26 protein-coding genes are annotated in these 24257 nt (G+C 69.2%); 15 read left to right on the plus strand and 11 right to left on the minus strand.

The features are described from left to right. Positions 1-90: 90 nt before the first annotated feature. The 9 genes from A5655_RS18775 to A5655_RS18815 are packed head-to-tail and all read left to right on the plus strand — an operon-like array spanning position 91 to position 7011. Positions 91-1305, plus strand: a complete 1215-nt coding sequence (locus tag A5655_RS18775) for a cytochrome P450 (RefSeq protein ID WP_067012508.1) — start codon at positions 91-93, stop codon at positions 1303-1305. Then, entirely contained in the window at positions 1305-2501 is a 1197-nt protein-coding gene (locus A5655_RS18780; RefSeq protein ID WP_067012510.1) for an acyl-CoA dehydrogenase family protein, read from the plus strand. Before A5655_RS18775 ends, A5655_RS18780 begins: the two co-directional genes overlap by 1 nt. After that, the gene (locus A5655_RS18785) at positions 2498-3046 is read left to right on the plus strand and encodes a MaoC family dehydratase N-terminal domain-containing protein (protein WP_067012512.1); all 549 of its coding nucleotides are present in this window, start codon (positions 2498-2500) and stop codon (positions 3044-3046) included. Before A5655_RS18780 ends, A5655_RS18785 begins: the two co-directional genes overlap by 4 nt. Then, positions 3046-3444, plus strand: coding sequence for a Zn-ribbon domain-containing OB-fold protein (locus A5655_RS18790; RefSeq protein WP_067012514.1), 399 nt, complete (start codon positions 3046-3048; stop codon positions 3442-3444). Before A5655_RS18785 ends, A5655_RS18790 begins: the two co-directional genes overlap by 1 nt. A gap of 8 nt (positions 3445-3452) precedes the next feature. Then, the gene (locus A5655_RS18795; RefSeq protein ID WP_067012516.1) at positions 3453-4568 is read left to right on the plus strand and encodes an acyl-CoA dehydrogenase family protein; all 1116 of its coding nucleotides are present in this window, start codon (positions 3453-3455) and stop codon (positions 4566-4568) included. Then, the gene (locus tag A5655_RS18800; protein WP_067012518.1) at positions 4565-5008 is read left to right on the plus strand and encodes a MaoC family dehydratase; all 444 of its coding nucleotides are present in this window, start codon (positions 4565-4567) and stop codon (positions 5006-5008) included. Before A5655_RS18795 ends, A5655_RS18800 begins: the two co-directional genes overlap by 4 nt. Then, positions 5005-6174: a lipid-transfer protein gene (locus A5655_RS18805; RefSeq protein WP_067012520.1), complete on the plus strand. Its 1170-nt coding sequence runs from the start codon at positions 5005-5007 to the stop codon at positions 6172-6174. Before A5655_RS18800 ends, A5655_RS18805 begins: the two co-directional genes overlap by 4 nt. 13 nt (positions 6175-6187) lie before the next feature. Then, the gene (locus A5655_RS18810; RefSeq protein ID WP_067012522.1) at positions 6188-6406 is read left to right on the plus strand and encodes a hypothetical protein; all 219 of its coding nucleotides are present in this window, start codon (positions 6188-6190) and stop codon (positions 6404-6406) included. Continuing rightward, on the plus strand, positions 6403-7011 hold the full coding sequence (locus tag A5655_RS18815) for a TetR/AcrR family transcriptional regulator (protein WP_067012524.1): 609 nt from the start codon (positions 6403-6405) through the stop codon (positions 7009-7011). The genes A5655_RS18810 and A5655_RS18815 overlap by 4 nt, the downstream gene beginning before the upstream one ends. A gap of 103 nt (positions 7012-7114) precedes the next feature. On the opposite strand, the gene A5655_RS18820 is transcribed toward A5655_RS18815, so the two are convergent. The 3 genes from A5655_RS18820 to pruA form a co-directional block, all read right to left on the minus strand. Next, positions 7115-7858, minus strand: a complete 744-nt coding sequence (locus A5655_RS18820; protein ID WP_067012526.1) for an MBL fold metallo-hydrolase — start codon at positions 7856-7858, stop codon at positions 7115-7117. 122 nt (positions 7859-7980) lie between these two features. Further along, positions 7981-8940: a proline dehydrogenase family protein gene (locus A5655_RS18825; RefSeq protein ID WP_067012528.1), complete on the minus strand. Its 960-nt coding sequence runs from the start codon at positions 8938-8940 to the stop codon at positions 7981-7983. After that, positions 8940-10571, minus strand: a complete 1632-nt coding sequence (gene pruA, locus A5655_RS18830) for an L-glutamate gamma-semialdehyde dehydrogenase (protein WP_067012530.1) — start codon at positions 10569-10571, stop codon at positions 8940-8942. The genes A5655_RS18825 and pruA overlap by 1 nt, the downstream gene beginning before the upstream one ends. Positions 10572-10655: 84 nt before the next feature. Here pruA and A5655_RS18835 point away from each other — a divergent pair, with 84 nt between their 5' ends. Next, complete coding sequence (locus tag A5655_RS18835) at positions 10656-12245, plus strand: CdaR family transcriptional regulator (RefSeq protein WP_067012532.1); 1590 nt, start codon at positions 10656-10658, stop codon at positions 12243-12245. Positions 12246-12325: 80 nt separating this feature from the next. Next, positions 12326-13843, plus strand: a complete 1518-nt coding sequence (locus tag A5655_RS18840; protein WP_067012534.1) for an HNH endonuclease signature motif containing protein — start codon at positions 12326-12328, stop codon at positions 13841-13843. A 21-nt stretch (positions 13844-13864) separates the two neighbouring features. Here A5655_RS18840 and A5655_RS18845 read toward each other — a convergent pair whose 3' ends face one another. The 3 genes from A5655_RS18845 to A5655_RS29140 all read right to left on the minus strand — a co-directional run bounded on the left by A5655_RS18845 (position 13865) and on the right by A5655_RS29140 (position 14918). Next, the gene (locus A5655_RS18845; protein WP_067012679.1) at positions 13865-14167 is read right to left on the minus strand and encodes a hypothetical protein; all 303 of its coding nucleotides are present in this window, start codon (positions 14165-14167) and stop codon (positions 13865-13867) included. A gap of 152 nt (positions 14168-14319) precedes the next feature. Beyond that, positions 14320-14499 (minus strand): hypothetical protein, encoded by a 180-nt coding sequence (locus A5655_RS27970; protein ID WP_156764930.1) that lies wholly within the window; start codon positions 14497-14499, stop codon positions 14320-14322. A 293-nt stretch (positions 14500-14792) separates the two neighbouring features. Beyond that, entirely contained in the window at positions 14793-14918 is a 126-nt protein-coding gene (locus tag A5655_RS29140) for a hypothetical protein (protein WP_255362013.1), read from the minus strand. Between the two features lie 51 nt (positions 14919-14969). On the opposite strand from A5655_RS29140, the gene A5655_RS18855 reads away from it, so the two are divergent. The 3 genes from A5655_RS18855 (at position 14970) to A5655_RS18865 (ending at position 17728) form a co-directional block, all read left to right on the plus strand. Continuing rightward, positions 14970-15773: a Stf0 family sulfotransferase gene (locus A5655_RS18855; RefSeq protein WP_067012681.1), complete on the plus strand. Its 804-nt coding sequence runs from the start codon at positions 14970-14972 to the stop codon at positions 15771-15773. A 155-nt stretch (positions 15774-15928) separates the two neighbouring features. Beyond that, positions 15929-17056: a YeiH family protein gene (locus A5655_RS18860; protein ID WP_067012538.1), complete on the plus strand. Its 1128-nt coding sequence runs from the start codon at positions 15929-15931 to the stop codon at positions 17054-17056. A 27-nt stretch (positions 17057-17083) separates the two neighbouring features. Then, on the plus strand, positions 17084-17728 hold the full coding sequence (locus tag A5655_RS18865) for a GAP family protein (RefSeq protein WP_067012540.1): 645 nt from the start codon (positions 17084-17086) through the stop codon (positions 17726-17728). Here the strand turns inward: A5655_RS18865 and A5655_RS18870 are convergent. The 4 genes from A5655_RS18870 to fdxA are packed head-to-tail and all read right to left on the minus strand — an operon-like array spanning position 17714 to position 22755. Further along, a complete protein-coding gene (locus A5655_RS18870; RefSeq protein ID WP_067012542.1) occupies positions 17714-18955 on the minus strand; it encodes an alpha/beta hydrolase in 1242 nt (413 codons plus the stop codon). The two genes, A5655_RS18865 and A5655_RS18870, sit on opposite strands and share 15 nt — an antisense overlap. Further along, positions 18952-21288 (minus strand): APC family permease, encoded by a 2337-nt coding sequence (locus A5655_RS18875; protein WP_067012684.1) that lies wholly within the window; start codon positions 21286-21288, stop codon positions 18952-18954. The genes A5655_RS18870 and A5655_RS18875 overlap by 4 nt, the downstream gene beginning before the upstream one ends. A 46-nt stretch (positions 21289-21334) precedes the next feature. After that, positions 21335-22420, minus strand: coding sequence for a succinyldiaminopimelate transaminase (gene dapC / locus A5655_RS18880; RefSeq protein ID WP_156764931.1), 1086 nt, complete (start codon positions 22418-22420; stop codon positions 21335-21337). Between the two features lie 8 nt (positions 22421-22428). Beyond that, positions 22429-22755 carry a ferredoxin gene (gene fdxA / locus A5655_RS18885; RefSeq protein ID WP_007168467.1) on the minus strand — a complete coding sequence of 109 codons (327 nt, stop codon included), beginning with the start codon at positions 22753-22755 and terminating at the stop codon, positions 22429-22431. Between the two features lie 369 nt (positions 22756-23124). Between fdxA and A5655_RS18890 the strand changes: the two genes are divergently transcribed. After that, positions 23125-23460 carry a hemophore-related protein gene (locus A5655_RS18890; protein WP_067012544.1) on the plus strand — a complete coding sequence of 112 codons (336 nt, stop codon included), beginning with the start codon at positions 23125-23127 and terminating at the stop codon, positions 23458-23460. A gap of 4 nt (positions 23461-23464) precedes the next feature. Here A5655_RS18890 and A5655_RS18895 read toward each other — a convergent pair whose 3' ends face one another. Continuing rightward, complete coding sequence (locus tag A5655_RS18895) at positions 23465-24232, minus strand: maleylpyruvate isomerase N-terminal domain-containing protein (RefSeq protein ID WP_067012546.1); 768 nt, start codon at positions 24230-24232, stop codon at positions 23465-23467. Positions 24233-24257: the final 25 nt, after the last annotated feature.

Raw genomic sequence — 24257 nt, forward strand, 5'->3', positions numbered from 1 at the left:
CGAATTCCGCTCTATTTCACGGCGTTGGCGGCGCATTGACAGACAGGGCCGGACCGGAGTAGACACAACGGCGCAAGACACATTGGCGTGATGTGTCGGATCGCCTGCCGAGGGAGGCCCGCCGTGCGGACCGCTTTTCCACTGCATTCCCCCGACTTCTATGCGGGCCATCCGTACCCGGCGTACCGGGAGTTGCGCGCGACGTCGCCGGTGTGCTGGAACGACGTGACGAACTTCTGGGCGCTGCTGAAGTACGAGGACATCCGCTTCGTGTCGAGCAACCCCGCGCTGTTCTCGTCCACCGGCGGCATCACCATCCCCGATCCCGCACAGCCGAGCCCGGTCCAGCCGGGCAGCCTCATCTTCACCGACCCGCCGCGGCACCGGCAGATGCGCAAGCTGATCAACTCCGGATTCACGCGGCGGCGGGTGGCCGTCCTCGAGCCGAAGATCCGCGAGATCGTGCGGGGCATCCTCGACGGCATCCAACCCGATTCCGTGCACGAATTCGCCGAAGAGATCGCAGCGCCGCTGCCCACCCGGATGATCGCCGAGCTGATCGGCGCCCCGCCCGACGACTGGGAGCAGTTCCGGGCCTGGTCGGACGCCGCCACCGGAACCGCCGACCCGGAGATCGAACTCGATCCCTTCGTGGCCATCGGGCAGCTCTTCGAATACTTCCAGAAGCTGATCGCCCAGCGGCGCGTCGAGGCGCGCGACGACCTGCTGTCGGTGCTGGCGGGCGCCGAGATCGACGGGGTCCGCCTCACCGACGAAGACCTGCTCAACTTCGCGTTCCTGCTGTTGGTGGCCGGCAACGAAACCACCCGCAATCTCATCGCTTTGGGCACCCTGGCCTTGATCGCCCACCCCGACCAGTGCCGGCTGCTGGCCGAGGACCGCACGCTGATCCCGGGCGCCGTCGAGGAGATGCTGCGCTGGAACAGCCCGGTGGTGCACATGGCGCGCACCGCGACGGCCGACGTCGAGATCCGGGGGCAGCCGATCGCCGAAGGCGACACGGTGGTGATGCTGTACGGGTCGGCCAACCGCGACGAGGACATCTTCGGCCCCGACTCCGAGGAGTTCAAGGTGACCCGCCACCCGAATCCGCACATCGCGTTCGGCTGCGGTGAACACTCTTGTGTCGGTGCGCAATTGGCCCGCCTGGAGGCGTCCGTGATGTTCGACGAGCTGCTGGGGCGCTTCCCCAGGCTGGAGCTGGTCGGCGAGGTGGACCGGATGCGCGCCACCATGGTGCCCGGCGTGAAGCGGATGCCGGTGCGGCTCGGGAAGGCTAAGTGATGGAACTCGACTACACGCCCGAGCAACAGCGGCTGCGCGCCGAGATCCGTGCCGCGCTGGAGAAGGTGATGACGCCCGAACGCAGCATGGCGCTCAGCGATCGCATGGAGGGCGGTCCCGAGGTGCGGGAGTGTGTGCGCGCCCTGGCCGCGGCCAAGCTGCTGGGTGTCGGCTGGCCCAAAGAGTATGGCGGACGGGGCTTCTCGGAGATCGAGCAATTCATCTTCGCTCAGGAGGCGCAGCGGGTCAGCGCACCGATCCCGCTGGTGACGCTCAATACGGTCGGCCCCACGCTGATGCAGTGCGGCACCGAGGAGCAGAAGCGGAAATTCCTGCCGGCCATCCTCGACGGCAGCGTGGAGTTCGCGATCGGCTACTCCGAGCCCGGGGCGGGCAGCGACCTGGCGTCGCTGCGCACCACCGCGGTCCGCGACGGCGCGGATTACGTGATCAACGGCCAGAAGATGTTCACCAGCGGCGCCGCCTACGCCGACTACATCTGGCTGGCCGCGCGCACCGACCCGAACGTCAAGAAACACAAGGGCATTTCGATCTTCATCGTGCCCACCTCGTCGCCCGGGTTCTCCTGGCAGCCGCTGCACACGATGCCGGGCATTTCCACCTTTTACACGTTCTACGACGACGTCCGGGTGCCGGCCAGCGCCATCGTGGCCGGCGAAAACCAGGGCTGGCAGCTGATCACCACCCAGCTGAACTTCGAACGCGCCGCCCTGGGCAACCTGGGCGCCCTCGAGCCGCTGTTCGAGAAGACCCTGGACTGGGCCTCCACCACCGAGCTCGACGGCGGCCGCGTCATCGACCAGCCCTGGGTGCGCCTCGCGCTGGCCAGGGTCGAGGCGCAGGTCGCCGCGTACAAACTCGTCAACACGCGCGTCAACGCGGCGATGACCAAAGGCGTGCTCAACATGGGAGAAGCTTCGGCCGCAAAGGTTTTCGGCACCGAGCTCACCCAGCAGGTCGCCCGCCAGCTGCTGGAGGTGCTCGACGGCAACGGCGTGCGCCGCGGCGACGACGCACCGTTGCGCGGCGCCCTGGAAACCGCGTATCGCTGGGCGGTCATCAACACGTTCGGCGGTGGCGCCAACGAGATTCAGCGTGACATCATCGCCATGGCCGGGTTGGGGATGCCGAGGGCGCCCCGCGACCTACGCCCCCAGCAAACAGGAGGAACATGACCGACCAAGATTCCGAGGTACTTGCGAAGCTGCGGGCGCTCGTGGGCCAGCCCACCGGCGGCACCGGACTGCCCACCGTGGCACCGGATCCGGTCAACCAGCCGATGATCCGGCACTGGGCCCACGCGCTCGACGACATGAACCCCGTCTACCTCGATCCCGAGTTCGCGGCGTCGTCGCGGTTCGGCGGCATCGTGTCGCCGCCGGTCATGCTGCAAACCTGGACGATGCCGTCGCCGAAGCTGGAGGGAATCCGGGAGCGGGGCGGCGCCCCCGTCGAGATCCTCAGCAACCCAACGGCATTCCTGGATGAGGCCGGGTACAGCAGCACTGTGGCGACCAACTCGGAGTTCGAGATCGAACGGTATCCGCGGCTGGGTGACGTCATCAGCGCCACGTCGGTGTTCGAGGACGTCTCCGACGAGAAGAAGACGGCGCTGGGCACCGGCTTCTTTTTGACCTGGCTGATCACCTACACCGATCAGGCCGGCGAGGTGCTGGGGCGACAGCGATTCCGCGTGCTGCGATTCAGGCCGGCCGCCTGATGGCCCCCCGGCTGGCGCCGGCGATCAGCCCGGACACCGAGTTCTTCTGGAACGGCTTGCGCGAGCACAAGCTGCTGATCCAGCGCTGCGGCGGCTGCGGGGCGCTGCGCCACCCGCCGCGCCCGATGTGCCCGAACTGCCGGTCCCTGGACTGGGAGGCGATCGAATCCGCGGGCCGCGGCACCGTTTACAGCTACGTGATGCCGCACGAACCCCGGTTCCCGTTCTTCGAGTACCCCTACATCGTGGCGCTGGTGCAGCTCGACGAGGGGGTGCGGGTGGTGTCGAACCTGTGTGGCATCGACCCCGCCGACGTGACGGTCGGGATGCCGGTGGAGGTGTACTACCAGGCCTTCGATGACGACCTGGTGCTGCACCAGTTCCGGCCCGTCCGGTAGGTGGCGCGATGGATTTCACGTTCACCGAAGAGCAGGAGACGGTCGCCAAGCTCGCCCGCGAGATCTTCGAGCGCCGGGCCACCCCCGAACGGCTGACCGAGCTGGAGGCCGGCGACACCCGTTACGACGCCGCGCTGTGGCGCGAGCTGGCGGCCGCCGACCTGTTGGGCACCGCGCTGCCCGAGGCGGTCGGCGGTAACGGCGGCGGCTTCCTGGAGCTGGCGGTGCTCCTGGCCGAGGTGGGCAGGAGCGTCGCCCCGGTGCCCGCCTACGCGACGCTGGTGCTCGGCGCCGATCCGATCGCCCGGCACGGGTCCCCCGAACAACGGCAACGGTTCCTGCCCGGCGTCGTCGCCGGAACCCGCATCCTGAGCGCGGGCCTGCAGGAGCCCGGCCGATCCGACCCGGCCAGCCCGTCCACCAAAGCCTCTCGGGACGGGGACAATTGGCGACTGGACGGGGTCAAGGAGCTGGTGCCGGCCGCGCAACTGGCCGACACCATCCTGATCCCGGCCTCGACGGACGACGGCGAGGCCGGCCTGTTCCTGGTGCGCACCGACGCCCGTGGCGTCGAGATCCGGCCGGTCACGACCACCAACCGCGAACCGCACGCGGACGTATTCCTCGACGGCGCAACGGTTTCCGCCCACGACCGGCTCGACGGCCCGATCCAATCGCTGCACACCCGGGCTCTGGTCGGCCTGTGCGCGATCCAGCTCGGCGTCGCCGATCGGGCCCTGCGCATCGCGGCCGACTACACCAGCGGCCGTGAGCAATTCGGTAGACCCATCGGCAGCTTCCAGGCGGTGCAGCAGCGGATGGCCGACGCCTTCATCGACGTCGAGGCGATCCGATGGACCACCTGGCATGCGGCCTGGCTGATCGCGCGGGAACGTCCCGCGGAAGAGGCCGAAAGGGCGGCCCGCATCGCGAAGTTCTGGGCCGCCGACGCCGGCGCCCGGGTCGCCGCCACCACCCAACACGTCCACGGCGGCATCGGGATCGACGTCACCTATCCCCTGCACCGCTACTTCCTGTGGGCCAAGCACAACGAGCTCACGCTCGGCCCCGCCACTGCGCAGCTGGCCAGTATCGGCAGCACCTATCCGGAAGGAAACCGATGACCAGCCGCACCACCCTCAAATGGGCCGACATCAATGTCGGCGACGAGGCGACCCCGCTCGAAATCCCCATCACCACAACGATGATCGTCGCCGGCGCCATCGCGTCGCGCGATTTCATGCCGGTGCACCACGACCGCGACTTCGCCAACAAGCAGGGCTCGCCGAACCTGTTCATGAACATCCTCACCACCAACGGGTACTGCGTGCGCTTCCTGACCGACTGGGCCGGGCCCGAGGCGATGGTGAAAAACCTGTCGATCCGCCTCGGCGTCCCGTGCTTCCCCGACGACCCGCTGCGCTTCACCGGCGCCGTGACGTCCAAAACCGAGGGCTCCGACGGCGAGAACTTCGTCGAAGTAACCTTCAAGGGCTCCAACAGCCTCGGCGACCACGTCTCCGGCACCGCGGTGCTCAGCCTGCTGGACGGGGCCCGCGCATGAGCCCCTCGCTGCCCGGCAGCTGCGCCATCGTCGGCATCGGCCAGACCGAGTTCTCCAAGGAGTCCGGGCGCAGCGAGCTCCAATTGGCCTGCGAGGCGGTCAGTGCCGCGCTCGACGACGCCGGCCTGACGCCCGCCGACGTCGACGGCATGGTCACCTTCACCATGGACTCCAGCGACGAGATCGACATCGCCCGCAACGTGGGCATCGGTGACCTGAGCTTCTTCTCCCGCGTCCATCACGGCGGCGGCGCGGCGGCCGGCACCGTGGTGCACGCGGCGATGGCCGTCGCGACGGGCGTAGCCGACGTGGTGGTGTGCTGGCGCGCGTTCAACGAACGCTCCGGCTTCCGGTTCGGCGGCAGCGGACGCGACATGACCGCGACCCCGCTGTTCATGGCGCATTACGCCCCGTTCGGGTTGCTCACCCCCGCGGCCTGGGTCGCGATGCACGCCCAGCGCTACATGTCCACGTATGGGGTGACCAACGAGGACTTCGGCCGCATCGCCGTCGTCGACCGCGCGCACGCGGCCACCAACCCCGATGCCTGGTTCTACCAGCGCCCCATCACGCTCGAGGACCACCAGAATTCACGGTGGATCGTCGAACCCGTGCTGCGCCTGCTGGATTGCTGCCAGGAGAGCGACGGCGGGGTCGCCCTGGTGGTGACCAGCGCCGAACGCGCCCGCGACCTTCGCCAGCCGCCGGCCATCATCACCGCGGCCGCCCAGGGCGCCGCCGCCAACGGCGAGATGATGACGAGCTACTACCGCGACGACATCACCGGGCTTCCGGAGATGGGGGTCGTCGCCGACCGGCTGTGGCGTGACTCGGGCCTCAAGCCCCAGGACATCCAAACCGCCTTCATCTACGACCATTTCACGCCGTTCGTGTTCACGCAGCTCGAGGAGCTCGGCTTCTGCGGGCGCGGCGAGGCCAAGGACTTCGCGACCGTCGAACGCCTGTCGCTGGGTGGGGAATTCCCGATCAACACCAACGGCGGGCTGCTCGGCGAGGCCTACATCCACGGCATGAACGGCATCGCCGAGGGCGTGCGCCAGGTGCGCGGCACCTCGCACAACCAGGTCGAGGGCGTCCAGCACGTGCTCGTCACGTCGGGGACCGGCGTGCCCACCAGCGGGCTGATCCTCGGGCCGGCGGATTAAAGGGGGGAAGCTCATGCCCAAGCTCGCGGTGTTGACCGCACCGGGGGGCGCGGTCGAGCTGGCCGAATTCCCGCTCACGGCGCCCGCCCCGGGGACCGTGGCGCTCAAGCTGCGGCACACCAACTTTCCGTTCGGCCGGCTGATGCCCAAACCGTTCCGCCCGCACGACGTCAACGAAGCCTTCGCCGCGGCCGATGCCGGGCTGGTGCCGAGGGGGGCGTTGGTGCCGTGACGACGCAGGCGGCGCAGACCACCGACACGCGCGAACTCATCGTCGAGTCGGCGTTCATGTGTTTCGGCAGACAGGGATTGGACAAGGCGACCATCGTCGACATCGCCAAGCAGGCTGGCGTTTCACGCAGCACCGTTTACGAGTACTTCAGCGACAAGGGCGCGATCGTCGAGGCGTGCGCCGAACACGCGTCCGAACGCTTCTACCGCGAGATGTCCAGGGCGATGGACCAGGGCAGCTCGCTGGAGGACAAGCTGAGCCGCGCGGCGGTGTTCGTCACCCAGGCGCGGCGGGTGATCGCCACCGAGAAGTACTTCGACGAGGACGCGATCAGCCTGCTGCTGACCAAGGACGCCGCGGTGCTGCTGCGCGAGTGCGTCGACTTCTTCGCGCCGTATCTGTCCGCAGCCAGGCTCACCGGAGAGGTCCGCAAGGACCTCGACGTCGAGGCCGCCGGAGAATGGTTCGCGCGCATACTCTTTTCACTCTTCAGCACGCCCTCGTCGACGCTGAACATGGACGACCCCGAGGTGGCGGCGGAGTTCGTGCGCGCACACGTGGTGCGGGGATTCGCGGGCGATCGCCCGCGGCCCCGTCGCGGTTAGCATTCGCGGTCGAGTGTGCATCGTGGGCGTTCAGTGTGCGCCCAGGGCGAGATTTGGGCGATTTTCACGCCCTCGATGCACACCCAAGTAAGTCAGCGCACACTCACCGGCGCTGTTGCGGCCAAACGGTTTCGGCGGCATGAACCGGACGGCCGTGGCCGGGCAGCAGGTGCGCGACCGGTAGCTCCTCGAGGCGCGCGCGGGTGGCGGCGGCACTCGACGCGTCTACGATTTCCGGTGTGTGCCAAGCCTTGCCGCGGACGGTCAGCACGGCATCCCCCGACAGCAGCGTCCGGGTGGCCGGATTCCACAACGCGATGCTGTCGTCGGTGTGACCGTTGGCATTGATCACGGTCCACTCCGGAGCGCCGGGCAGCGGCTGGCCGTCGCAGAGTCCGCCGGCGGGTGACGGGCCCCTCCAGCGCATGCCGAGCGGGGTGCCATAGCCCGCCACCCGGGCGCCGCCGAGCAGCCCGGCCACGCCGGCCCGGTCAAGCGGCTGGTCGATCATGGTGGGCCAGATGGTCGCGGCCTTCGCCGGCGTCGGGGTGCGCGGTTTCACCCCGTCGAGATACGTGAGAGTCGCCTCGGGCAACCAGATCGGCGCGCGGTGGCGCGCGGCCAACTCCACCGCGCCGGCGACGTGGTCGCTGTGTCCATGCGTCGCCACGACCGCCCGCAGGGTTCCACCGCGAGCCAGCACGGCCGCGAGATCGCCGGCGACCCGCGGCAGCCCGGCGTCGACGACCACCACGCCCTCGTCGCCCCTCAGCACGTAACAGTTGAAGATCCAGCGCGACACCCGCGTGATGCCGAGGTCGGGCATCTCGTCGACAACCAGGCTCATAGCGCAGAGGCTACGCCCGGCGACGCGCTCGGGTGCGCATCGTCGGCTTTGCGTGTGAACCCGGGGCGGCGGTTGTGCGATCTTGGCGCCCAGGGTTCACACCCGGAGCCCAGAGCTCACACTCAATCCGCCAGCGCGCGCAGGAAGAACGCCAGGTTGGCCGGGCGCTCGGCGAGCCGCCGCATGAAGTACCCGTACCACTGGGTGCCGAACGGAACGTACACCCGCACTCGGTTGCCCGCCCCGGTCAACCGTCGCTGTTCGCCGTCGCGGATGCCGTACAGCATCTGGTATTCGAAATCCCCGGCGCCACGGCCCAATTCCCCGGCGATGGCGGGAACCGCGGCGATGATCGCCGGGTCGTGCGACGCCACCATCGGATAGCCCGACCCGACCATCAGAACCCGAAGACACGCCAGATAGGACTCGGCGACCTCGGCGCCGTCCCGGTAGGCCACCGACGCGGGCTCGTCATAGGCGCCCTTGCACAATCGGATCCGGGCCCCGGAAGCGGCGAATTCCTCGCAGTCGCCGAGCGTGCGTCGCAGGTAGGCCTGCAAAACCGTGCCCAGCCAAGGGAACTCCGCGCGCAGATCACGCACGATCGACAGCGTCGAGTCGGTGGTGGTGTGGTCCTCGGCGTCCACCGTCACCCAGATCCCGGCCCGCTGCGCGGCCGAGCAGATCGACCAGGCGTTCTCCCGCGCGATCTTCTCGCCGTCGCGCTCCAGCGACTGGCCCAGCGCCGACAGCTTCAGCGACACCTCCAGCGGCCGGATGCCGTCATCACCCACATCGCCGGAGCGGCCCAGCGCCTCGATCAGATCCAGGTAGGTTTGCGTCGCCGCATCGGCGTGGTCGACGTCGCTGACATCCTCGCCGAGGTAGTCGACGCTGACGAGGCGGCCCGAATCACGCAGCGCGCCAACGCTGTCCAGCGCGGACTCGATCGTCTCCCCGGGCACGAACCGGCGCACCACCCGCCGGGTGATCGGCAGCCGCTCGGCGGCCCGGCGCAACCCCTCGCGCCGCCGGGCCGCCATGATCGCCGGGCGAACGACGCGCGCGAACACGCCGGCCATCAGTCGCTCTCCATGTGCGGGTAGGTGTGGTGGGTGGCCGGGACGAACGTCTCCTTGATGGTGCGGGCCGACGTCCACCGCAACAGGTTCAGCACCGAACCGGCCTTGTCGTTGGTGCCAGACCCCCGCGAGCCCCCGAACGGCTGGCGACCGACCACCGCGCCGGTCGGCTTGTCGTTGACGTAGAAGTTGCCCGCGGCGAACCGCAGCCGATCCTGCGCCCTCAGCACGGCCGCACGGTCGTCGGCGATGACGGCGCCGGTCAGCGCGTAGCGGGACCCGGTGTCGATGACGTCCAGGATCCGGTCGTACTGGTCGTCGGGGTAGACGTGCACCGACAGCAGTGGGCCGAAGTACTCCGTCGCGAACGACTCGTCGGTCGGGTCGTCGGACAGCAGCACCGTGGGCCGCACGAAATAGCCGACACTGTCGTCGTATTCACCGCCGACCGCGATCGTCACGCCGGGCGCACCCTTCGCCCGCTCGATGGCGTCGACGTTCTTGATGAACGCCCGTCGGTCGATCAGCGCGCCGCCGTAGTTGGTCAGGTCGGTGACGTCGCCGTAGCGCAGCGCGGCGCTCTGACCCAGGAAGTCATCTCCCATGCGCTGCCACACCGAGTGCGCGACGAACGCGCGCGACGCGGCCGAGCACTTCTGCCCCTGGTAGTCGAAGGCCCCGCGAATCAGCGCCGTGGTCAACACGTCCGGGCGCGCCGAGGCGTGCGCCACGACGAAGTCCTTGCCGCCGGTCTCCCCGACCAGCCGCGGATAACTGTGGTACCGGCCGATGTTGGCGCCCACCCGCTGCCACAGGTGCTGGAATGTGGCCGTCGACCCGGTGAAGTGGATGCCGGCCAGCCGCGGATCATCCAGCGCCACATCGGAAACCGCGTACCCGTCCCCCGTGACCAGGTTGATCACGCCCGGCGGCAGGCCCGCCGCCTCGAGCAGCTGCATGGTGAGATAGGCCGAAAGCGTTTGGGTGATGGACGGCTTCCACACCACGGTGTTGCCCATCAGCGCGGGCGCGGTCGGCAGGTTGCCGGCGATCGAGGTGAAGTTGAACGGCGTGACGGCGTAGACGAAGCCGTCCAGCGGGCGGTAGTCGCTGCGGTTCCATTCGCCGGGCCCGCTGATCGGCTGCTGAGCCAGGATCTGGCGGGCGAAGGCCACGTTGAACCGCCAGAAGTCGACCTGCTCGCACGGCGAGTCGATCTCGGCCTGATAGACCGACTTGGATTGGCCGAGCATCGTTGCGGCAGCGATCTTTTCGCGCCACGGCCCGGCCAGCAGGTCGGCGGCCCGCAGGAACACCGCCGCGCGCTCATCGAAAGGCGTTGCCGCCCAGTCCTTTTTCGCGGCCATCGCGGCCTCGATGGCCGCCGTCGCGTCGGCGGGAACGGCGTTGGTGAGGGTGCCCAGCGTCGCGTTGTGCCGGTGCGGCTGCACCACATCGATGCGCTCGCCCCCGCCCATCCGGTGGTTGCCGCCGACGACGTGCGGCAGGTCGATCGGGTTCTCGGCCAGGGCTCTCAGCTCCGCGAGCAGGCGGCTTCGTTCCGGGGATTGCGGGGCATAGTCGTGGACCGGCTCGTTTGCCGGCACCGGTACCTGGCTGATCGCGTCCATGCCGCTAAGGGTCCCCCGCCCGAGGTGCGATCCTGTTAGCCGATTGGACAAGAAAAGCACCGATCGGTAGTAAGATCGGACAACATGCAAACGGCGCGGGTCGGCCTGGGCCAGCTGCTGCTCGCGCTGGACGCGACCCTGGTCAGCCTGGTCGACGCCCCCCGGGGCCTCGACCTGCCGGTGGGATCCGCGGCGCTCATCGATTCCGACGACGTGCGGCTGGGCCTGGCGGCGGCGGCCGGCTCGGCCGACGTCTTCTTCCTGCTCGGGGTCGCCGACGACGAGGCGCAGCGGTGGCTGCACGAACAAGCCCGCGCGCCGGTGGCCATCTTCGCCAAGGGGCCGTCGGCCGCCCTGGTGGCGACGGCGGTCGCGGCCGGGTCGGCGGTGGTGGCCGTCGAACCGCGGGCGCGCTGGGAACGGCTCTATCAATTGGTCAACCACGTCCTGGAACATCACGGGGACCGCGGCGACCCGGTCGACGATTCGGGCACCGACCTGTTCGGCTTGGCGCAGTCGCTGGCCGAACGCATCCACGGCATGGTCTCGATCGAAAACGCCCAGTCGCACGTCCTCGCCTACTCGGCATCCAACGACGAGGCCGACGAGCTGCGCCGCCTTTCCATCCTGGGCCGCGCCGGCCCGCCAGAGCACCTGAAGTGGATCGGCCAATGGGGCATCTTCGACGCGTTGCGCTCCAGCGGCGAGGTGGTGCGCGTCGCCGAGCGCCCGGAGTTGGGCCTGCGGCCGCGGCTCGCGATCGGGATCCATCAGCCCCCGGCCGGTCCGCACCTGCCGCGGCTGTTCGCCGGCACCATCTGGGTGCAGCAGGGCTCGCAGCCGCTGGCCGACGACGCCGACGAAATGTTGCGCGGCGCCGCGGTATTGGCGGCCCGAATCATCGCCCGGCTGGCCGCCCGGCCGTCCACCCATGCGCGCCGGGTGCAGCAGCTCCTCGCGCTGACCGACGGCGAGCCCGCCGACGTGCCGGCCATCGCCCGGGAGCTCGGCCTCACCGCCGACGGCGCCGCCGCGCTCATCGGCTGGGACACCACCGGCACCGGGGCCCGTCACCCCCGGCTGGCCGACGTCCTGGCGTTGAGCGCCAGCGCTTTTCGCCGCGACGCCCAGGTCGCCTCCCGCGGTTCGCGCATCTATGTGCTGCTGCCGCAGACCGCGCCGACCCGGTCGGTCACCTCGTGGGTGCGCGGCACGATCGGCGCGCTGCGCAGCGAGCTCGGCGTCGAGCTGCGGGCGGCGATCGCCGCACCGGTCGCCGGCCCGATGGACGTCGCCGCGGCGCGCACCGAGGTGGACCGCGTGCTCGACAGCGCCGAGCGACATCCGATCCTGGGACAGGTGACCACGCTGGCCGAAGCGCGGACCACCGTCCTGCTCGACGAGATCGTCACCCTGGTCGGCGCCGACAAGCGCCTGCTCGATCCCCGGATCCGCGATCTGCGGGAGCGGGATCCGATGCTGGTCGACACGCTGCGGGCCTACCTGGACAGCTTCGGCGACGTCGGCGCGGCCGCGCACGTGCTGCGGGTGCATCCCAATACCGTCCGCTACCGGGTGCGGCGGATCGAAAAGTTGCTTGGCACCTCGCTATCGGATCCCGAAGTGCGGCTGCTGTTTTCGCTGGGATTGCGGGTGACCGAACGCCCGGCGTAGTTATCCACAGTTGGCAGTTTGTCCACAATTGCGCGCTTCGGGTCCGCCCGAGTCAGTGGACATGGCCTAGATTCGAAAGTATGTTCGAATTAACCCGGGCCGACGATGCGGCGGTGGTGGCCGCGATCGCCGACGGCGCCCGGGCCGAGGCCGCGGCGGCGGCTCGGCGGCTGGCGGCGATCGCCGAATGGGTGACCCGACGTGCCGATGGCCCGACGGATCGCGCGCACTGGTCGTGTGACAACTGGGACGCGATGGCCGCCGAAGTCGCTGCCGCCCAAGGCATCAGCCATGCCATGGCCTCGGGGCAGATGTATCTGGCGGTGGCGCTGCGCAACCGGCTGCCCAAGGTCGCGGCCTTGTTCGCCGAGGGCGCGATCAGCGCGCGGCTGGCTTCGGCGCTGGTATGGCACACCGATCTGATCAAAGACCCCGACACACTGCGGCTGGTCGACGAGACGCTGGCCGCCGACGCCAAGCACTTCGGGCCGATGTCGGTGAGCCGGACCGCCCAGGCCATCGACGCGATCGTGGATCGCCACGACCCCGCGGCCCTGCGCCGCGCGCGCGCCGGCGCCCGCGGACGCCACGTCACGATCAGCCCCGCAGACGACCAGTCCGGCACCGCATCCCTGTGGGGTTCGCTGCTGGCCACCGACGCGGCCCTGTTGGAGCGCCAACTGACCCACATGGCCGAGCAGGTCTGCCCCGACGACCCGCGCACGCTCGACCAGCGCCGCGCCGACGCGCTGGGTGCCCTGGCCGCGGGGGGCCAATGCCTGCCCTGCGGCTGCGGGAGCGCCGAATGCCGCGCCGCCGTGGAGGTCGACCCACGCGCCGGCGCGGTCGTCGTCCACGTCGTCGCCCACGAGGGCACGTTGGAGGCCCAGCCCGATCCGCACACCTCCGGGGAGCGCGCGTCGCGGCCCATCACGCCGGGGATGACACTGGCCGAGGCCCTGGCTCCGGATCCCGAACCCGACCTGGCGCCCGGACCGCGGCCCCCGGCCGCGCATCTGCTCGGCGGCGGCACGCTGCCCGCGTCGATGGTCGCCGAGCTGATCCGCGGCGGGGCCAAGGTCAGGCCGGTGCACTTTCCCGCCGATGGCCCACCCGAACCGGGCTATCGGCCCTCGGCCCAGCTGCAGCGATTCATCCGCTGCCGCGACATGACCTGTCGCTTCCCGGGCTGCGATCGGCCCGCCGAATGCGCCGACATCGACCACACCATCCCCTACCCTCTGGGGCCCACCCATCCGTCAAATCTCAAATGCCTGTGCCGAAAACATCACCTGCTCAAGACGTTTTGGCCCGGCTGGCGCGACCGGCAGTGGCCGGATGGCACCGTCGTGTGGACCTCACCGGCCGGGCGCGAGTACGTCACCCGGCCTGGCAGCAGGCTGCTGTTTCCCAGCTTATGCCTGCCCACCGGCGAATTGCCCAGTGCCCCAACCGTATACCCACCCCTTGGGGAGCGTGGCATCATGATGCCCACCCGCCGCCGCACCCGCGAACAAGACCGCAACCGCCGCATCGACGCCGAACGTGCGCTCAACGACGAGCGCGTCGCCGAACGCAACAAGCCGCCGCCCTTCTAGGCGGCGGCGGATGAGATGCCCCTATTGCCAGTCGACCGGCAGGTCGCCCGCATGGTTGGGGCACACATCGATAGTGGCGGCCTTCAGGACGTGCGCCGCATCCAATGGCGGCATTTCGCGGGACAGCACCACGAAGGCGTATTGCCCCGCGTACGACGAGTATCCGTTGATCATCGCGCTGGCGTGGTCGTCCATCAGCGCGCACGCCTCGCGTTCGCGGTTGGTGTCGGCGCCCGCGATGCCGGAGCCGAACCAGGCGGCCAGGGCGACGGTCGCGACGGTGATGACGGCCCGGGCGGCGCGCCGATATTGGCGCGTGTGCAATTTATACTGGCGTGTGTGCAATTTCTCGAGGGGCATGGAAAGTTTTACCCAGGCGCCCCTGGCATTAAACCGATAAACGCGCGGAATATCTTTAATTAAATTGTCGCTTGCGCCAATTATGGCGCATTAATACAGGCGTGTAATAACCGCTTTCAGCCCAATTGGTACGACTCGCGGGACACCCGGAAAAAGTGCCCCGTCCCGGCGTCGGTGCACGTCACCCCGGCGGGCTCGCTGTTGCAGGTGATCGTGCCGAGCGACCTGGTCTGGCCAAAGCCGAGCGCCGGCCACGCCCCGACCCCCGAACCGAGCGCCGAGTACGTGCACGTCACATAGGCCGCCTGGCCTTGGTCGAGGCGAAAATCGCGACCCAGATCCGATCCGGGCGGACACGGGCCCCCATTTTTGTCCCGGCCCACTCCGGGCGGGACCGCGTAGCTGTGGTCGCCGATCTGGCACATGGCTATCGGCAGCGGGGCGTCTTCGCCGTTGAGAATGCATCGAATGTTTTCCGACGCGGACGCGAACTGCTGCTAATTGTCGTCGGCGTGCGCGCCCGCCGCGCCGGAAAGCAAGACCGCGGGGGCGACAACGCCGACCGCCGCACCCAATGCCGAGATGGTGTTCATTCGATGCTCCTTCTTTTTTCACCCGCGATGTTCATCGGCGTCGCGACGATTGGCGACCTTTGCACGCCGGTAATCATCGCATCCGGCAGGGGCCGGCGCGCCACAATACTTATCTTCAGCATGAAGACAATCCGAAGTCTTGCAGGGGATTTCCCTCCGGATAGGCTTCCTTGGTGACAGAAAAGCCGTCGTCATATTTGGTGCTGGCTTCCCAGCGCAGCGGCAGCACGCTGCTCGTGGAATCGCTGCGCGCGACCGGCGTCGCCGGCGAGCCGCAGGAGTTCTTCCAGTACCTGCCGAGCACGAGCCAGGCCCCGCAGCCGCGGCAGTGGTTCGCCGACGTGGAAGACGAGTCGATCCTGCGGCTGCTCGATCCGTTGGACGAGGGGACGCCCGACCTCGCCACGGCCGAGATCTGGCGCGACTACATCCGCACGGTCGGGCGCACACCCAACGGCGTGTGGGGCGGCAAGCTGATGTGGAACCAGACGCCGCTGCTGTTGAACCGCGCCAAGGACCTGCCGAATCGATCGGGCGACGGCCTGCGGGCCGCGATCCGCGACGTCATCGGCGAGGAGCCGCTGCTCATCCACGTGCACCGCCCCGACGTGATCTCGCAGGCGGTGTCGTTCTGGCGGGCGGTGCAGACACGGGTGTGGCGGGGCAGGCCCGACCCGGTCCGCGACGCGCGCGCCACCTACCACGCCGGGGCGATCGCCCACGTCGTCCGCATGCTGCGGGCCCAGGAGGAGGGCTGGCGGACCTGGTTCGTCGAGGAGGACATCGATCGGATCGAGGTTCCCTATCCGGTGTTGTGGCGCAACCTAACTCAGGTGGTCGCCGGCATCCTCGAGGCGTTGGGGCTCGACCCGCTGCTCGCGCCCCAGCCGGCCCTGGAACGCCAGGCCGACCAACGCTCCGACGAATGGGTGGAGCGCTACCGCGCGGACGCCGAGCGAGAGGGCCTGCCGACCTAGATTCAGCGCGAGCCGATCACTTGGCCGCCGGCCACGGCCGCGCCACCATTGCGTCGTGGACCGGTTATCCGAAGATTGGTGGGCGACACTGCTCGCCGGCGTGATCGTCGCGTTGGCGGTCGCCGGCGCGCTCCCGAAGATTCCGTGGTGACGCCGTGAGCACCGTGAGCATTCGACCCGACGAGGCCGAGGACGGATCGCCCGAGGCCGCCTTCACCAGCCGCCGCCCGCGCGACTATGTGCCCGGCATCCTCCTGCTGATCGCGGTGGGCCTGGCCGGCAAATACGCCCAGGTCTGGTGGAACACGCTGGCCAAACACCACCACTGGACGGTGCCCGACATCGAATATGTCCTGTGGGCCATCGTGATTGGGCTGCTCATCACCAATACCGTTGGTCTGCACCGGATATTCCGCGCCGGCGTGTTGACCTATCAGTTGTGGCTCAAGGTCGGGATCGTAGCCCTGGGTTCGCGATTCGTGCTCGGCGACATCGCCAAGCTCGGCGCCACCAGTCTGGTGCAGATCCTGGTCGACATGGCGGTCGCGGGATCCATCATTCTCGTCACCGCCCGCGCGTTCGGGCTCTCGGGCAAGCTGGGTTCGCTGCTGGCGATCGGCACCTCCATCTGCGGCGTGTCCGCGATCGTGGCCGCCAAGGGCGCCATCCGCGCGCGCAACGCCGACGTCAGCTACGCGATCGCGGCGATTCTGGCGCTGGGCGCGGTGGCGCTGTTCGCGTTGCCACCGCTGGGACACCTCATCGGGCTCACCGATTACGAGTTCGGCCTGTGGGCGGGGCTCGCCGTCGACAACACCGCCGAAACCACCGCCACCGGCTACCTGTTCTCCGAGCACGCCGGCAAGATCGCGGTGCTGGTCAAGTCCACCCGCAACGCGCTGATCGGCTTCGTCGTCCTGGGGTTCGCGCTGTATTGGGCCGCCCGTGGGCAGGCCGACGAGATCGCCCCCGGCGCCAAGGCCAAGGCCGCCTTCGTCTGGGAGAAGTTCCCGAAGTTCGTGCTCGGCTTCCTTGCAGTCTCGGCGATCGCGACCGCCGGCTGGCTGACCAAGGGTCAGACGGCGAACCTGGCCAACGTGTCAAAGTGGGCGTTTTTGCTCACCTTCGCCGGTGTCGGGCTGACCACCGACATCCGCCAGATCGCGCGCACCGGGTGGCGCCCGCTCGTCGTCGCGGTCATCGGGCTGACCGTCGTCGCGTCGGTCTCCCTGGGGCTCGTCCTGCTCACCTCACGCGTGTTGCATTGGGGCGTAACCACGTAGCGAGGCCAGACGGTAACCTGGCCCGCAATGTGGATCACCATCCTGGTGATGGCCGTCGCCGTCAGCCTCGAACCCTTCCGGGTCGGCATGACGGTGCTGATGTTGAACCGGCCCCGGCCGCCGCTGCAGCTGCTGGCATTCCTGTGCGGCGGCTTCGCGATGGGCATGAGCGTCGGGCTGATCGTCCTGTTCGTCCTGCGGCGCAGGCTGATGTGGTCGACGTACTTCACCCTGCCGCGGGTGCAGATCTGCATCGGCGTGCTGGCGCTGTTGGCCGCCGCCGCACTGGTCGTGACGCGCAACCGCGTGGCCGGGGCGGGACGGTTCGCGACGCGCGCGCAGCGACTGATGACGGGGCGTTCCCTATGGGTCGCGGGGGCGGCCGGCCTCGGAATCGCGCTGCCCTCGGTCGACTACCTGGCCGCGCTGGCCGTCATCCTGGCCTCCGGCGCCGCGGCCGCGACGCAGGTCGGCGCGCTGCTGATGTTCAACGCCGTGGCCTTCGCCCTGGTGGAGATTCCCCTGCTGGTCTATCTGCTGGCGCCCCGGGCGACGCGCGACACGATGGCGGCCGTGCACGACTGGATCCGGTCGCGCCGCCGCATCGAGGTCACCGCCCTGCTGGCCACGGTCGGATGCATCCTACTGGCGGTCGGCCTAGCCGGTAGCTGAGGACGACGCGTACGTCTCGGCGAGGAACTGTTCGACGGCCACCGCGGCGTGTGCCGCGCGCGCCGAGCCGAAGATGTCGAAAGCGTGCTGCGCGCATGGCAATTCGGCGTATACCACCGGCCTGCGGCTGACCTCGCGCAACCGCGCGGTGAAACAGCGGGCCTGCTCGACGGGGATCAGCGAATCGTTGGTGCCGTGCAACACGAAAAACGGTGGCGCGTCCTCGGACACGTGGGTGATCGGCGAGGCCATTCGGAACGCCTCGGCCACGTCCGCCCGGTTCAACTTGAACACGCGCTGGGCCACGATCGGCGCCATCAACGGATGCATCTGGTCGTTCGAGGTGAAGTCGTAGACGCCGTAAAACGGGACGGCCGCCTGCACGCGGGTGTCGGCCTCCTCGAAACCCGGCTGGAACTGCGGATGGTTCGGCGTCAGCGCGGCCAGCGAGGACAGATGCCCGCCGGCCGAGCCGCCGGTGATCGCGATCCAGTCCGGGTCACCGCCGTATTCGGCGATGTGCGCTTTCGTCCACGCGATCGCGCGCTTGACGTCGACGATGTGATCGGGCCAGGTGGACCGGGGACTGAGCCGGTAGTTGATCGCGACGCAGATCCAGCCGAGCTCGGCCAGGTGGCTCATCAGCGGATGCGCCTGTCCCCGTTTGTTTCCGACCATCCAGGCGCCGCCGGGAACCTGCAGCAACACCGGCGCCCGCCCGCCGCGGTCCAGGTCGGGCCGCCGCCAGATGTCGAGATGGTTCCTCGAGCCGCACTCCCCGTAGGCGATGTCGCCGTCGTGCGCGTAGTCGCGGTAGATCCGCAGCATGCGCGCCGGGCCGGGCCTCTTCGCCGTCGCGCCGCCCGGCGGGCGCCGTCGCCACAGGTCGCCGGATTCGGTGCGGCGGTCGGGGCCCAGGCCGGCGTCCAGCGCCGCGGTCAGCGGCTCGTGGGCGCCGCGCCCCACGCGGCGCAGGCCCAGCAGCCCCAGCCAGGACAACGCCGCCACCAGCCAGCTGAACCGGCGCAGCCGGGGCGGCAGCAGCCGCGACACACCCGCCTGGGCCGCCAGCTGGACGGCGAGGGTCTGCATCGGTAGCTCCGACGCGAACACGCCGTAGGCGAAGGCAAAGCCGGACCCGAAGCGGTCCCTCGTCAACGGCCGGTAGCCGTTGGCGGTGTACGCCAAACCCAATACCGAAACCAGCACGGCCGCCAGTCGTTTCATGCCTGTTCCGCCTTCGCGGGGTCCTCGATGATGTGATAAGCGGGGTCGATCACCGTCACCGGCTGAGTGCCGCTCTGCCGGGGCTTGCCGGTGATGCGCAGCAGCTGGCCGGGCTGGATGTCGGCGCCACCGCGCCCGTTCCGGAACGTCACGCAGATCTCGCCGCTGTTGTCGCCGACGACGACCCGCCGGACGGTGCGCCTGCGTTCGTTGATGTCCTGGACTTCGTTGACCCGGCCCTCGAAGGTGGCGCGCTGCCCGGGAATCAGGCCGCCGACCGTGATCACCGACGCCGACCGATCGGGGTGTTCGTAGGCCTCGACCTCTTGTTCGTCGCTCCTGGACACCCACGCCTCGACCTTGTCGAGCTCGCGGGAGATCCGTTGCTCGAACCCGTCGGGGTACGCCTCCTTGATGCGGGACTCCACGTCGTAGGGAACGATCGTCGCCGCCGCGTCCGGGATCAGGCTGACGGCCCGGGCCACCTTGTCCGCGGTGCGGTCGTGCAGCAGGCGGCCGAGCAGCGGGGCGTAGGTCCGGCGCGGCAGCAGCACGGTGACGTTGGTGTTCCGGTGTTCGTCGCGCGCCTTGGCCACCAGCACCTGCGCGGCGCGGGTGACCCGGCGGTCCGGGCAGTCGACGACCCGCAGCGGGGTGTCGAGATCGAAGTCGTCCCAACGCTTTCGCAACGCCTTCGCGTGGGCTTCGTCGACCATGAAATGCACCGCGACCAATTCGTCGGCCCGCAACCCCCGGCCGTAACGCAGCGCTTCGATGACGGCGAGGTCGAGCGAGTTCACGAACACGAACACCTTGTGCCGGGCGTACTTCACCAACTCGGGGCGGTCGGTGCGGAACATCTCGAGGATGGCCGCCTCGGCGCGGTACTCGCGGTTCAGGCGCATCAGGAAGAACACCAACACCGGAAAGACGACGACCACGAGCCACGCGCCCTCGGTGAACTTCGCCACCGCGAAGATGCCGACCACGATGGTCGACAGGATCGCCGAGGACAGGTTGATCGCCAGCCGGCGCCGCCATCCCGGTTCCCGACGGGTGAGATGGTGTTTGGTCATCCCGTAGCCGGCCATCGAGAACCCGGTGAACACGCCGATCGCGTAAAACGGGACCAGCGCGGTGACCGAGCCGCCCGTCGTCACCAGCAGCGCCACCGACAGCGCGGTGAGCGCGATGATGCCGTTCGAGAACACCAGGCGGTGGCCGCGCGTCATCAGCTGGCGCGGCAGGAAGCGGTCTTCGGCGACGAAACTCGCCAGCGCCGGGAAGCCGTTGAAGCTGGTGTTGGCGCCGGTGTACAGGATGGCCGCCGTCGAGGCCTGGACGAGGGTGTACAGGACGTTGCCGGTTGTCCCATGGCCGAACACAATTCGGGCGACCTGCGACAGCACCGACGGAAAGCCGGCCTCGAACGGCGTCGCGTGGGTGACGAAGGTGAGATAGGCGACGCCGGCCAGCAGGAACCCGAGTATGCAGGCCATGATCGTGAGCACCCGGCGGGCGTTGCGGCCCTGCGGCTTACGGAAGACGTTGACCGTGTTGGAGATCGCCTCGACCCCCGTCAGCGACGAACCGCCGTTGGCGAACGCGCGCAGCAGCACCAGCACCGTCGCGCCCATCACCAGGCCGTCCCCCCGATGAACCGGCACCGCTCCCGCGATGTGCTGGGCGTCGTAAGTCGGTAAACCCCAGAATATTTCGCGGATGACGCCGACCACGATCGTAAGGGTGATCATGCCGACGAAGAAGTAGGTCGGCAGCGCGAATTGCACGCCCGCTTCCCGCAGTCCGCGCAGGTTCGCGTAGCAAATGAGAAGCACCACCCCGACCGTGACCGCCAGGCTGTAGGGGCCCACGGCCGGGATCGCCGACGCCACCGCCACCGTCCCCGCCGCCGCCTGCACCGCAACGGTGACCACGTAGTCGATCAACAGCGCAGCGGCGGCGACCTGCGCCACCTTGGGTCCGAAATTCTCGCGGGCCACGATGTAGGACCCGCCCGCCCGCGTGTAGGCCATGACGACCTGCCGGTACGACGCGGCCACCAGCACCAGGATCACCAGAATCGCGGCGTTGATGGGCAGCAGCAACGCGACGGCCGCCAGGCCGGCGTGGGGCAGCAGCTCGATCAGGATCTGTTCGGTGCCGTAGGCGGTGGACGAGATCGCATCCGGCGAAAGCGCGCCGAGCGCAACCCCGTTGGACAACTTCTCCGTCGAGAGACTCTCAGTGATCAGCGGCTTGCCCAGAAAGACGCGCTTGGCGATGTCGCCGACCGACGTCGGGATGGGAACCTTGCCCGTCGAAGTTGTCACGACCTGCATTCTGCCGCCCGACCGGCCCGCGCGGCGGACGGACGGGCTAACTCAGCCGCCCGACCGCGGCGGCGATGCGCTCGTCGGTGGCGGTCAGCGCGACCCGCACGTGCCGGGCACCGCCCGGCCCGTAGAAGTCGCCGGGCGCCACCAAGACGCCGAGGGCGGCAAGCCACGCGACGCTGTCCTGGCACGGCTCGTCGCGGGTGGCCCAAAGATAGAGGCCGGCCTCGGAGTGCTCGACGGTGAAACCCGCCGAGCGCAGCGCGGGCAGCAGGACGGCCCGCCGCCGTTCGTACCGCTCGCGCTGGTCCCGCTCGTGGGCGTCGTCGTCGAGCGCGGCCACCATCGCGGCCTGCACCGGCGTCGGCACGATCATCCCGGCGTGCTTGCGCACGGCGAGCAGCTCGCCGACCAGCGCCGGGTCCCCGGCGACGAAGCCGGCCCGATAACCGGCCAGCGACGAGCTCTTCGACAGCGAGTGGATCGCGAGCAGCCCGGTGTGGTCGCCGTCGCACACCGAGGGATGCAGCACCGACAGCGGTGCGGCCTCCCAGCCCAGGCCCAGGTAGCACTCGTCGGAGGCGACGATCACCCCGCGCTCGCGCGCCCATCCGACGACCTTGCGCAGGTGGTCGACGCCCAGCACCCGCCCGGTCGGGTTGCTCGGCGAGTTCAGGTAGAACAGCGCCGGGGATCGCGGGCCCACCTGGGTCAGCGAATCGGCGCGCAACACCGGGGCGCCGGCCAGCCGCGCGCCCACGTCGTACGTCGGGTAGGCCAGCTCCGGCACGACGATCAGGTCAGCGGGGCCCAGGCCCAGCAGCCTCGGCAGCCACGCGATCAATTCCTTGCTGCCGATCACCGGCAGCACGGCCGCCTCGGTCAGCCCGGTGATCCCGAAACGGCGGCCCAGCGCGGCCACCGCCGATTCGCGCAATCGCGCGGTGCCGGCGGTGGCGGGGTATCCCGGCGCGGCGCTGGCGGCCGCCTGCGCCTCGCGGATCAGGGGCGCGACCGGGTCGACCGGGGTGCCGACGGACAGGTCGACGATCCCGTCCGGATGGGCCGCGGCCCGCGCCTTCGCGTCGGCCAGCGTGTCCCAGGGAAACTCCGGCAGGGACGCCGACACTCGCTCGCTCAGTCGCCCTCGCCCTGGGGCGGCAGGTCCTTGACGACTTGGGGGTCGTTCTCGGTCATGCCGACCTTCGCGGCGCCGCCCGGCGACCCCAGCTCGACAAAGAAGTCGGCGTTGATCTGGGTGTACTGGCTCCACTGTTCGGGCACGTCGTCTTCGTAATAGATCGCTTCGACGGGGCAGACCGGCTCACAGGCTCCACAGTCGACGCACTCATCGGGGTGGATGTACAGCATCCGGGCGCCCTCATAAATGCAGTCGACCGGGCACTCCTCGATGCATGCCTTGTCCTTGATGTCGACGCAGGGTTCGGCGATCGTGTACGTCACAGACATCTCCTCCATGTACTGCGTGTGGGCTGCGGTCCGGCTCGCCGCGGCGCTCCGGCCGCGTCAGCGCAAGCGTTCGGTTACTGATACTAGACGTTGCACATACACGTCAACCACTCGGCACCCCGCCGGGTCGGCGACGTGTCGCGGCCGGCGCGGGGGCGCGGGCGCGGGCCGCATTTCACCGAGGGCGAACACCGACACAAAACGCTCTGACCTGCGCATAGTTACGATTAGAAGATCCTGTGCGATAACGGTTGCGATGGAAGATTGCTCGCGGAGCCTGGTAGCCTCGACCGCAGACGGCAACCGTTGAGCAATGTCGTCGCCGTTTATCGACGGTGCATTGAATGGGGAAGGTGTCCACAGATGGTCAGGCTGTCGTTAACCAAACTTGCCGCCGCCGCAGGAGGCGTGGCGTTCGCGTTGACGGCCGGCTCGGGGATCGCATCCGCGGATCCCCTGGATCCGGTCGTCAACACCACCTGCAACTACGGTCAGGTGATGGCCGCGCTCAACGCGACGGACCCGGCGGCAGCAGCGCAGCTGACCGCGTCGCCGATCGCGACGAGCTACCTGCGCCAGTTCCTGGCCTCGCCGCCGCCGAAGCGTCTGCAGATGGCCCAGCAGATCCAGGCCATGCCGCAGGCCGCGCCGTACTTCAACGACGTGCTGTCGGTGGCAGGGAGCTGCAACAACTACTGAGCGTTCAGTAGCCGCTGAGCAGCCGGCGCACCTGGCCCAGCAGTTCGGGTCCGGCGTCGCTGCAAATCCGCGAGGGGTTTCCGGGTCGGCGACCCCAGAGCAGCAAAACCCTTGCGGCGGAATCGGTTTCGAGAGTGGCCGGGCCTTCGGGCCCGGCCATTCCGATTGAGGTCCGCTCGGCGTCCGCGGTGAGCACCACGTCGTCGCTGCCGAAGACGCGCAACTTCGCCTCGATTCGCTCGCCGGGTCCCAGCGACTTGGCGCCCTTGGCCAGCAGCGGGCGTCCCACCGCGACGACGCTGTGCGTCGTCATCCAGGGCTCGGCCAGCCGGGCGGCGAAGCCGGCATCGCCGTCCCCGGTGATGTCCCAGCCGTGCAGGACGAGTTCCTCGCGCATGTGCTCGGCGAACCAGGGCACCTTCATGGTGCGACCGGTCCAGGCGACGTCGGTGTCGGCGGGAACGCTTTCGGCCGCGGCCGCGACCTCGTTCAGGGTGGCCATCCGGTCGTGCAGCGCCTCCCACAGGTCCGCGTCGCCCAGGGCGCGCAGCGGCCCTTCGCGTTCCTCGAAACTTCGCGTGCCGACTGGTTCGCCCTCCAGATGCGCCCCCAGCACCCGGGCGAGCTCCTCCGCGTTTCCGGCCTGGTGGATGACGATGTCGCGCACGGTCCAGGCTTCACACCAGGTGCCGGCCTCGGGTGGGCGCTGCTGCACGGCGTCCACAAAAGGACGCCATTCGGGGAATCGGTCGTCGTCTATGTGTCGCTTCACGGCCTCGGGTATACCCGCGGCCTGT

The sequence above is a fragment of the Mycobacterium sp. 1081908.1 genome (assembly GCF_001673535.1).
Taxonomy (GTDB): Bacteria; Actinomycetota; Actinomycetes; order Mycobacteriales; family Mycobacteriaceae; genus Mycobacterium.

Excerpts from the sequence above, each read along its gene's own strand:
- A5655_RS29140 (WP_255362013.1), bottom strand. The coding sequence starts at position 14,918 with ATGCTGAAGATAAGTATTGTGGCGCGCCGGCCCCTGCCGGATGCGATG.
- A5655_RS18840 (WP_067012534.1), top strand. The coding sequence starts at position 12,326 with ATGTTCGAATTAACCCGGGCCGACGATGCGGCGGTGGTGGCCGCGATC.
- pruA (WP_067012530.1), bottom strand. The coding sequence starts at position 10,571 with ATGGACGCGATCAGCCAGGTACCGGTGCCGGCAAACGAGCCGGTCCAC.
- A5655_RS18810 (WP_067012522.1), top strand. The coding sequence starts at position 6,188 with ATGCCCAAGCTCGCGGTGTTGACCGCACCGGGGGGCGCGGTCGAGCTG.
- A5655_RS18865 (WP_067012540.1), top strand. The coding sequence starts at position 17,084 with ATGTGGATCACCATCCTGGTGATGGCCGTCGCCGTCAGCCTCGAACCC.
- A5655_RS18870 (WP_067012542.1), bottom strand. The coding sequence starts at position 18,955 with ATGAAACGACTGGCGGCCGTGCTGGTTTCGGTATTGGGTTTGGCGTAC.
- A5655_RS18820 (WP_067012526.1), bottom strand. The coding sequence starts at position 7,858 with ATGAGCCTGGTTGTCGACGAGATGCCCGACCTCGGCATCACGCGGGTG.
- A5655_RS18890 (WP_067012544.1), top strand. The coding sequence starts at position 23,125 with ATGGTCAGGCTGTCGTTAACCAAACTTGCCGCCGCCGCAGGAGGCGTG.
- A5655_RS18825 (WP_067012528.1), bottom strand. The coding sequence starts at position 8,940 with ATGGCCGGCGTGTTCGCGCGCGTCGTTCGCCCGGCGATCATGGCGGCC.
- A5655_RS18795 (WP_067012516.1), top strand. The coding sequence starts at position 3,453 with ATGGATTTCACGTTCACCGAAGAGCAGGAGACGGTCGCCAAGCTCGCC.
- A5655_RS18775 (WP_067012508.1), top strand. The coding sequence starts at position 91 with ATGTGTCGGATCGCCTGCCGAGGGAGGCCCGCCGTGCGGACCGCTTTT.
- A5655_RS18800 (WP_067012518.1), top strand. The coding sequence starts at position 4,565 with ATGACCAGCCGCACCACCCTCAAATGGGCCGACATCAATGTCGGCGAC.
- A5655_RS18780 (WP_067012510.1), top strand. The coding sequence starts at position 1,305 with ATGGAACTCGACTACACGCCCGAGCAACAGCGGCTGCGCGCCGAGATC.
- A5655_RS18790 (WP_067012514.1), top strand. The coding sequence starts at position 3,046 with ATGGCCCCCCGGCTGGCGCCGGCGATCAGCCCGGACACCGAGTTCTTC.
- A5655_RS18835 (WP_067012532.1), top strand. The coding sequence starts at position 10,656 with ATGCAAACGGCGCGGGTCGGCCTGGGCCAGCTGCTGCTCGCGCTGGAC.
- A5655_RS18805 (WP_067012520.1), top strand. The coding sequence starts at position 5,005 with ATGAGCCCCTCGCTGCCCGGCAGCTGCGCCATCGTCGGCATCGGCCAG.
- A5655_RS18785 (WP_067012512.1), top strand. The coding sequence starts at position 2,498 with ATGACCGACCAAGATTCCGAGGTACTTGCGAAGCTGCGGGCGCTCGTG.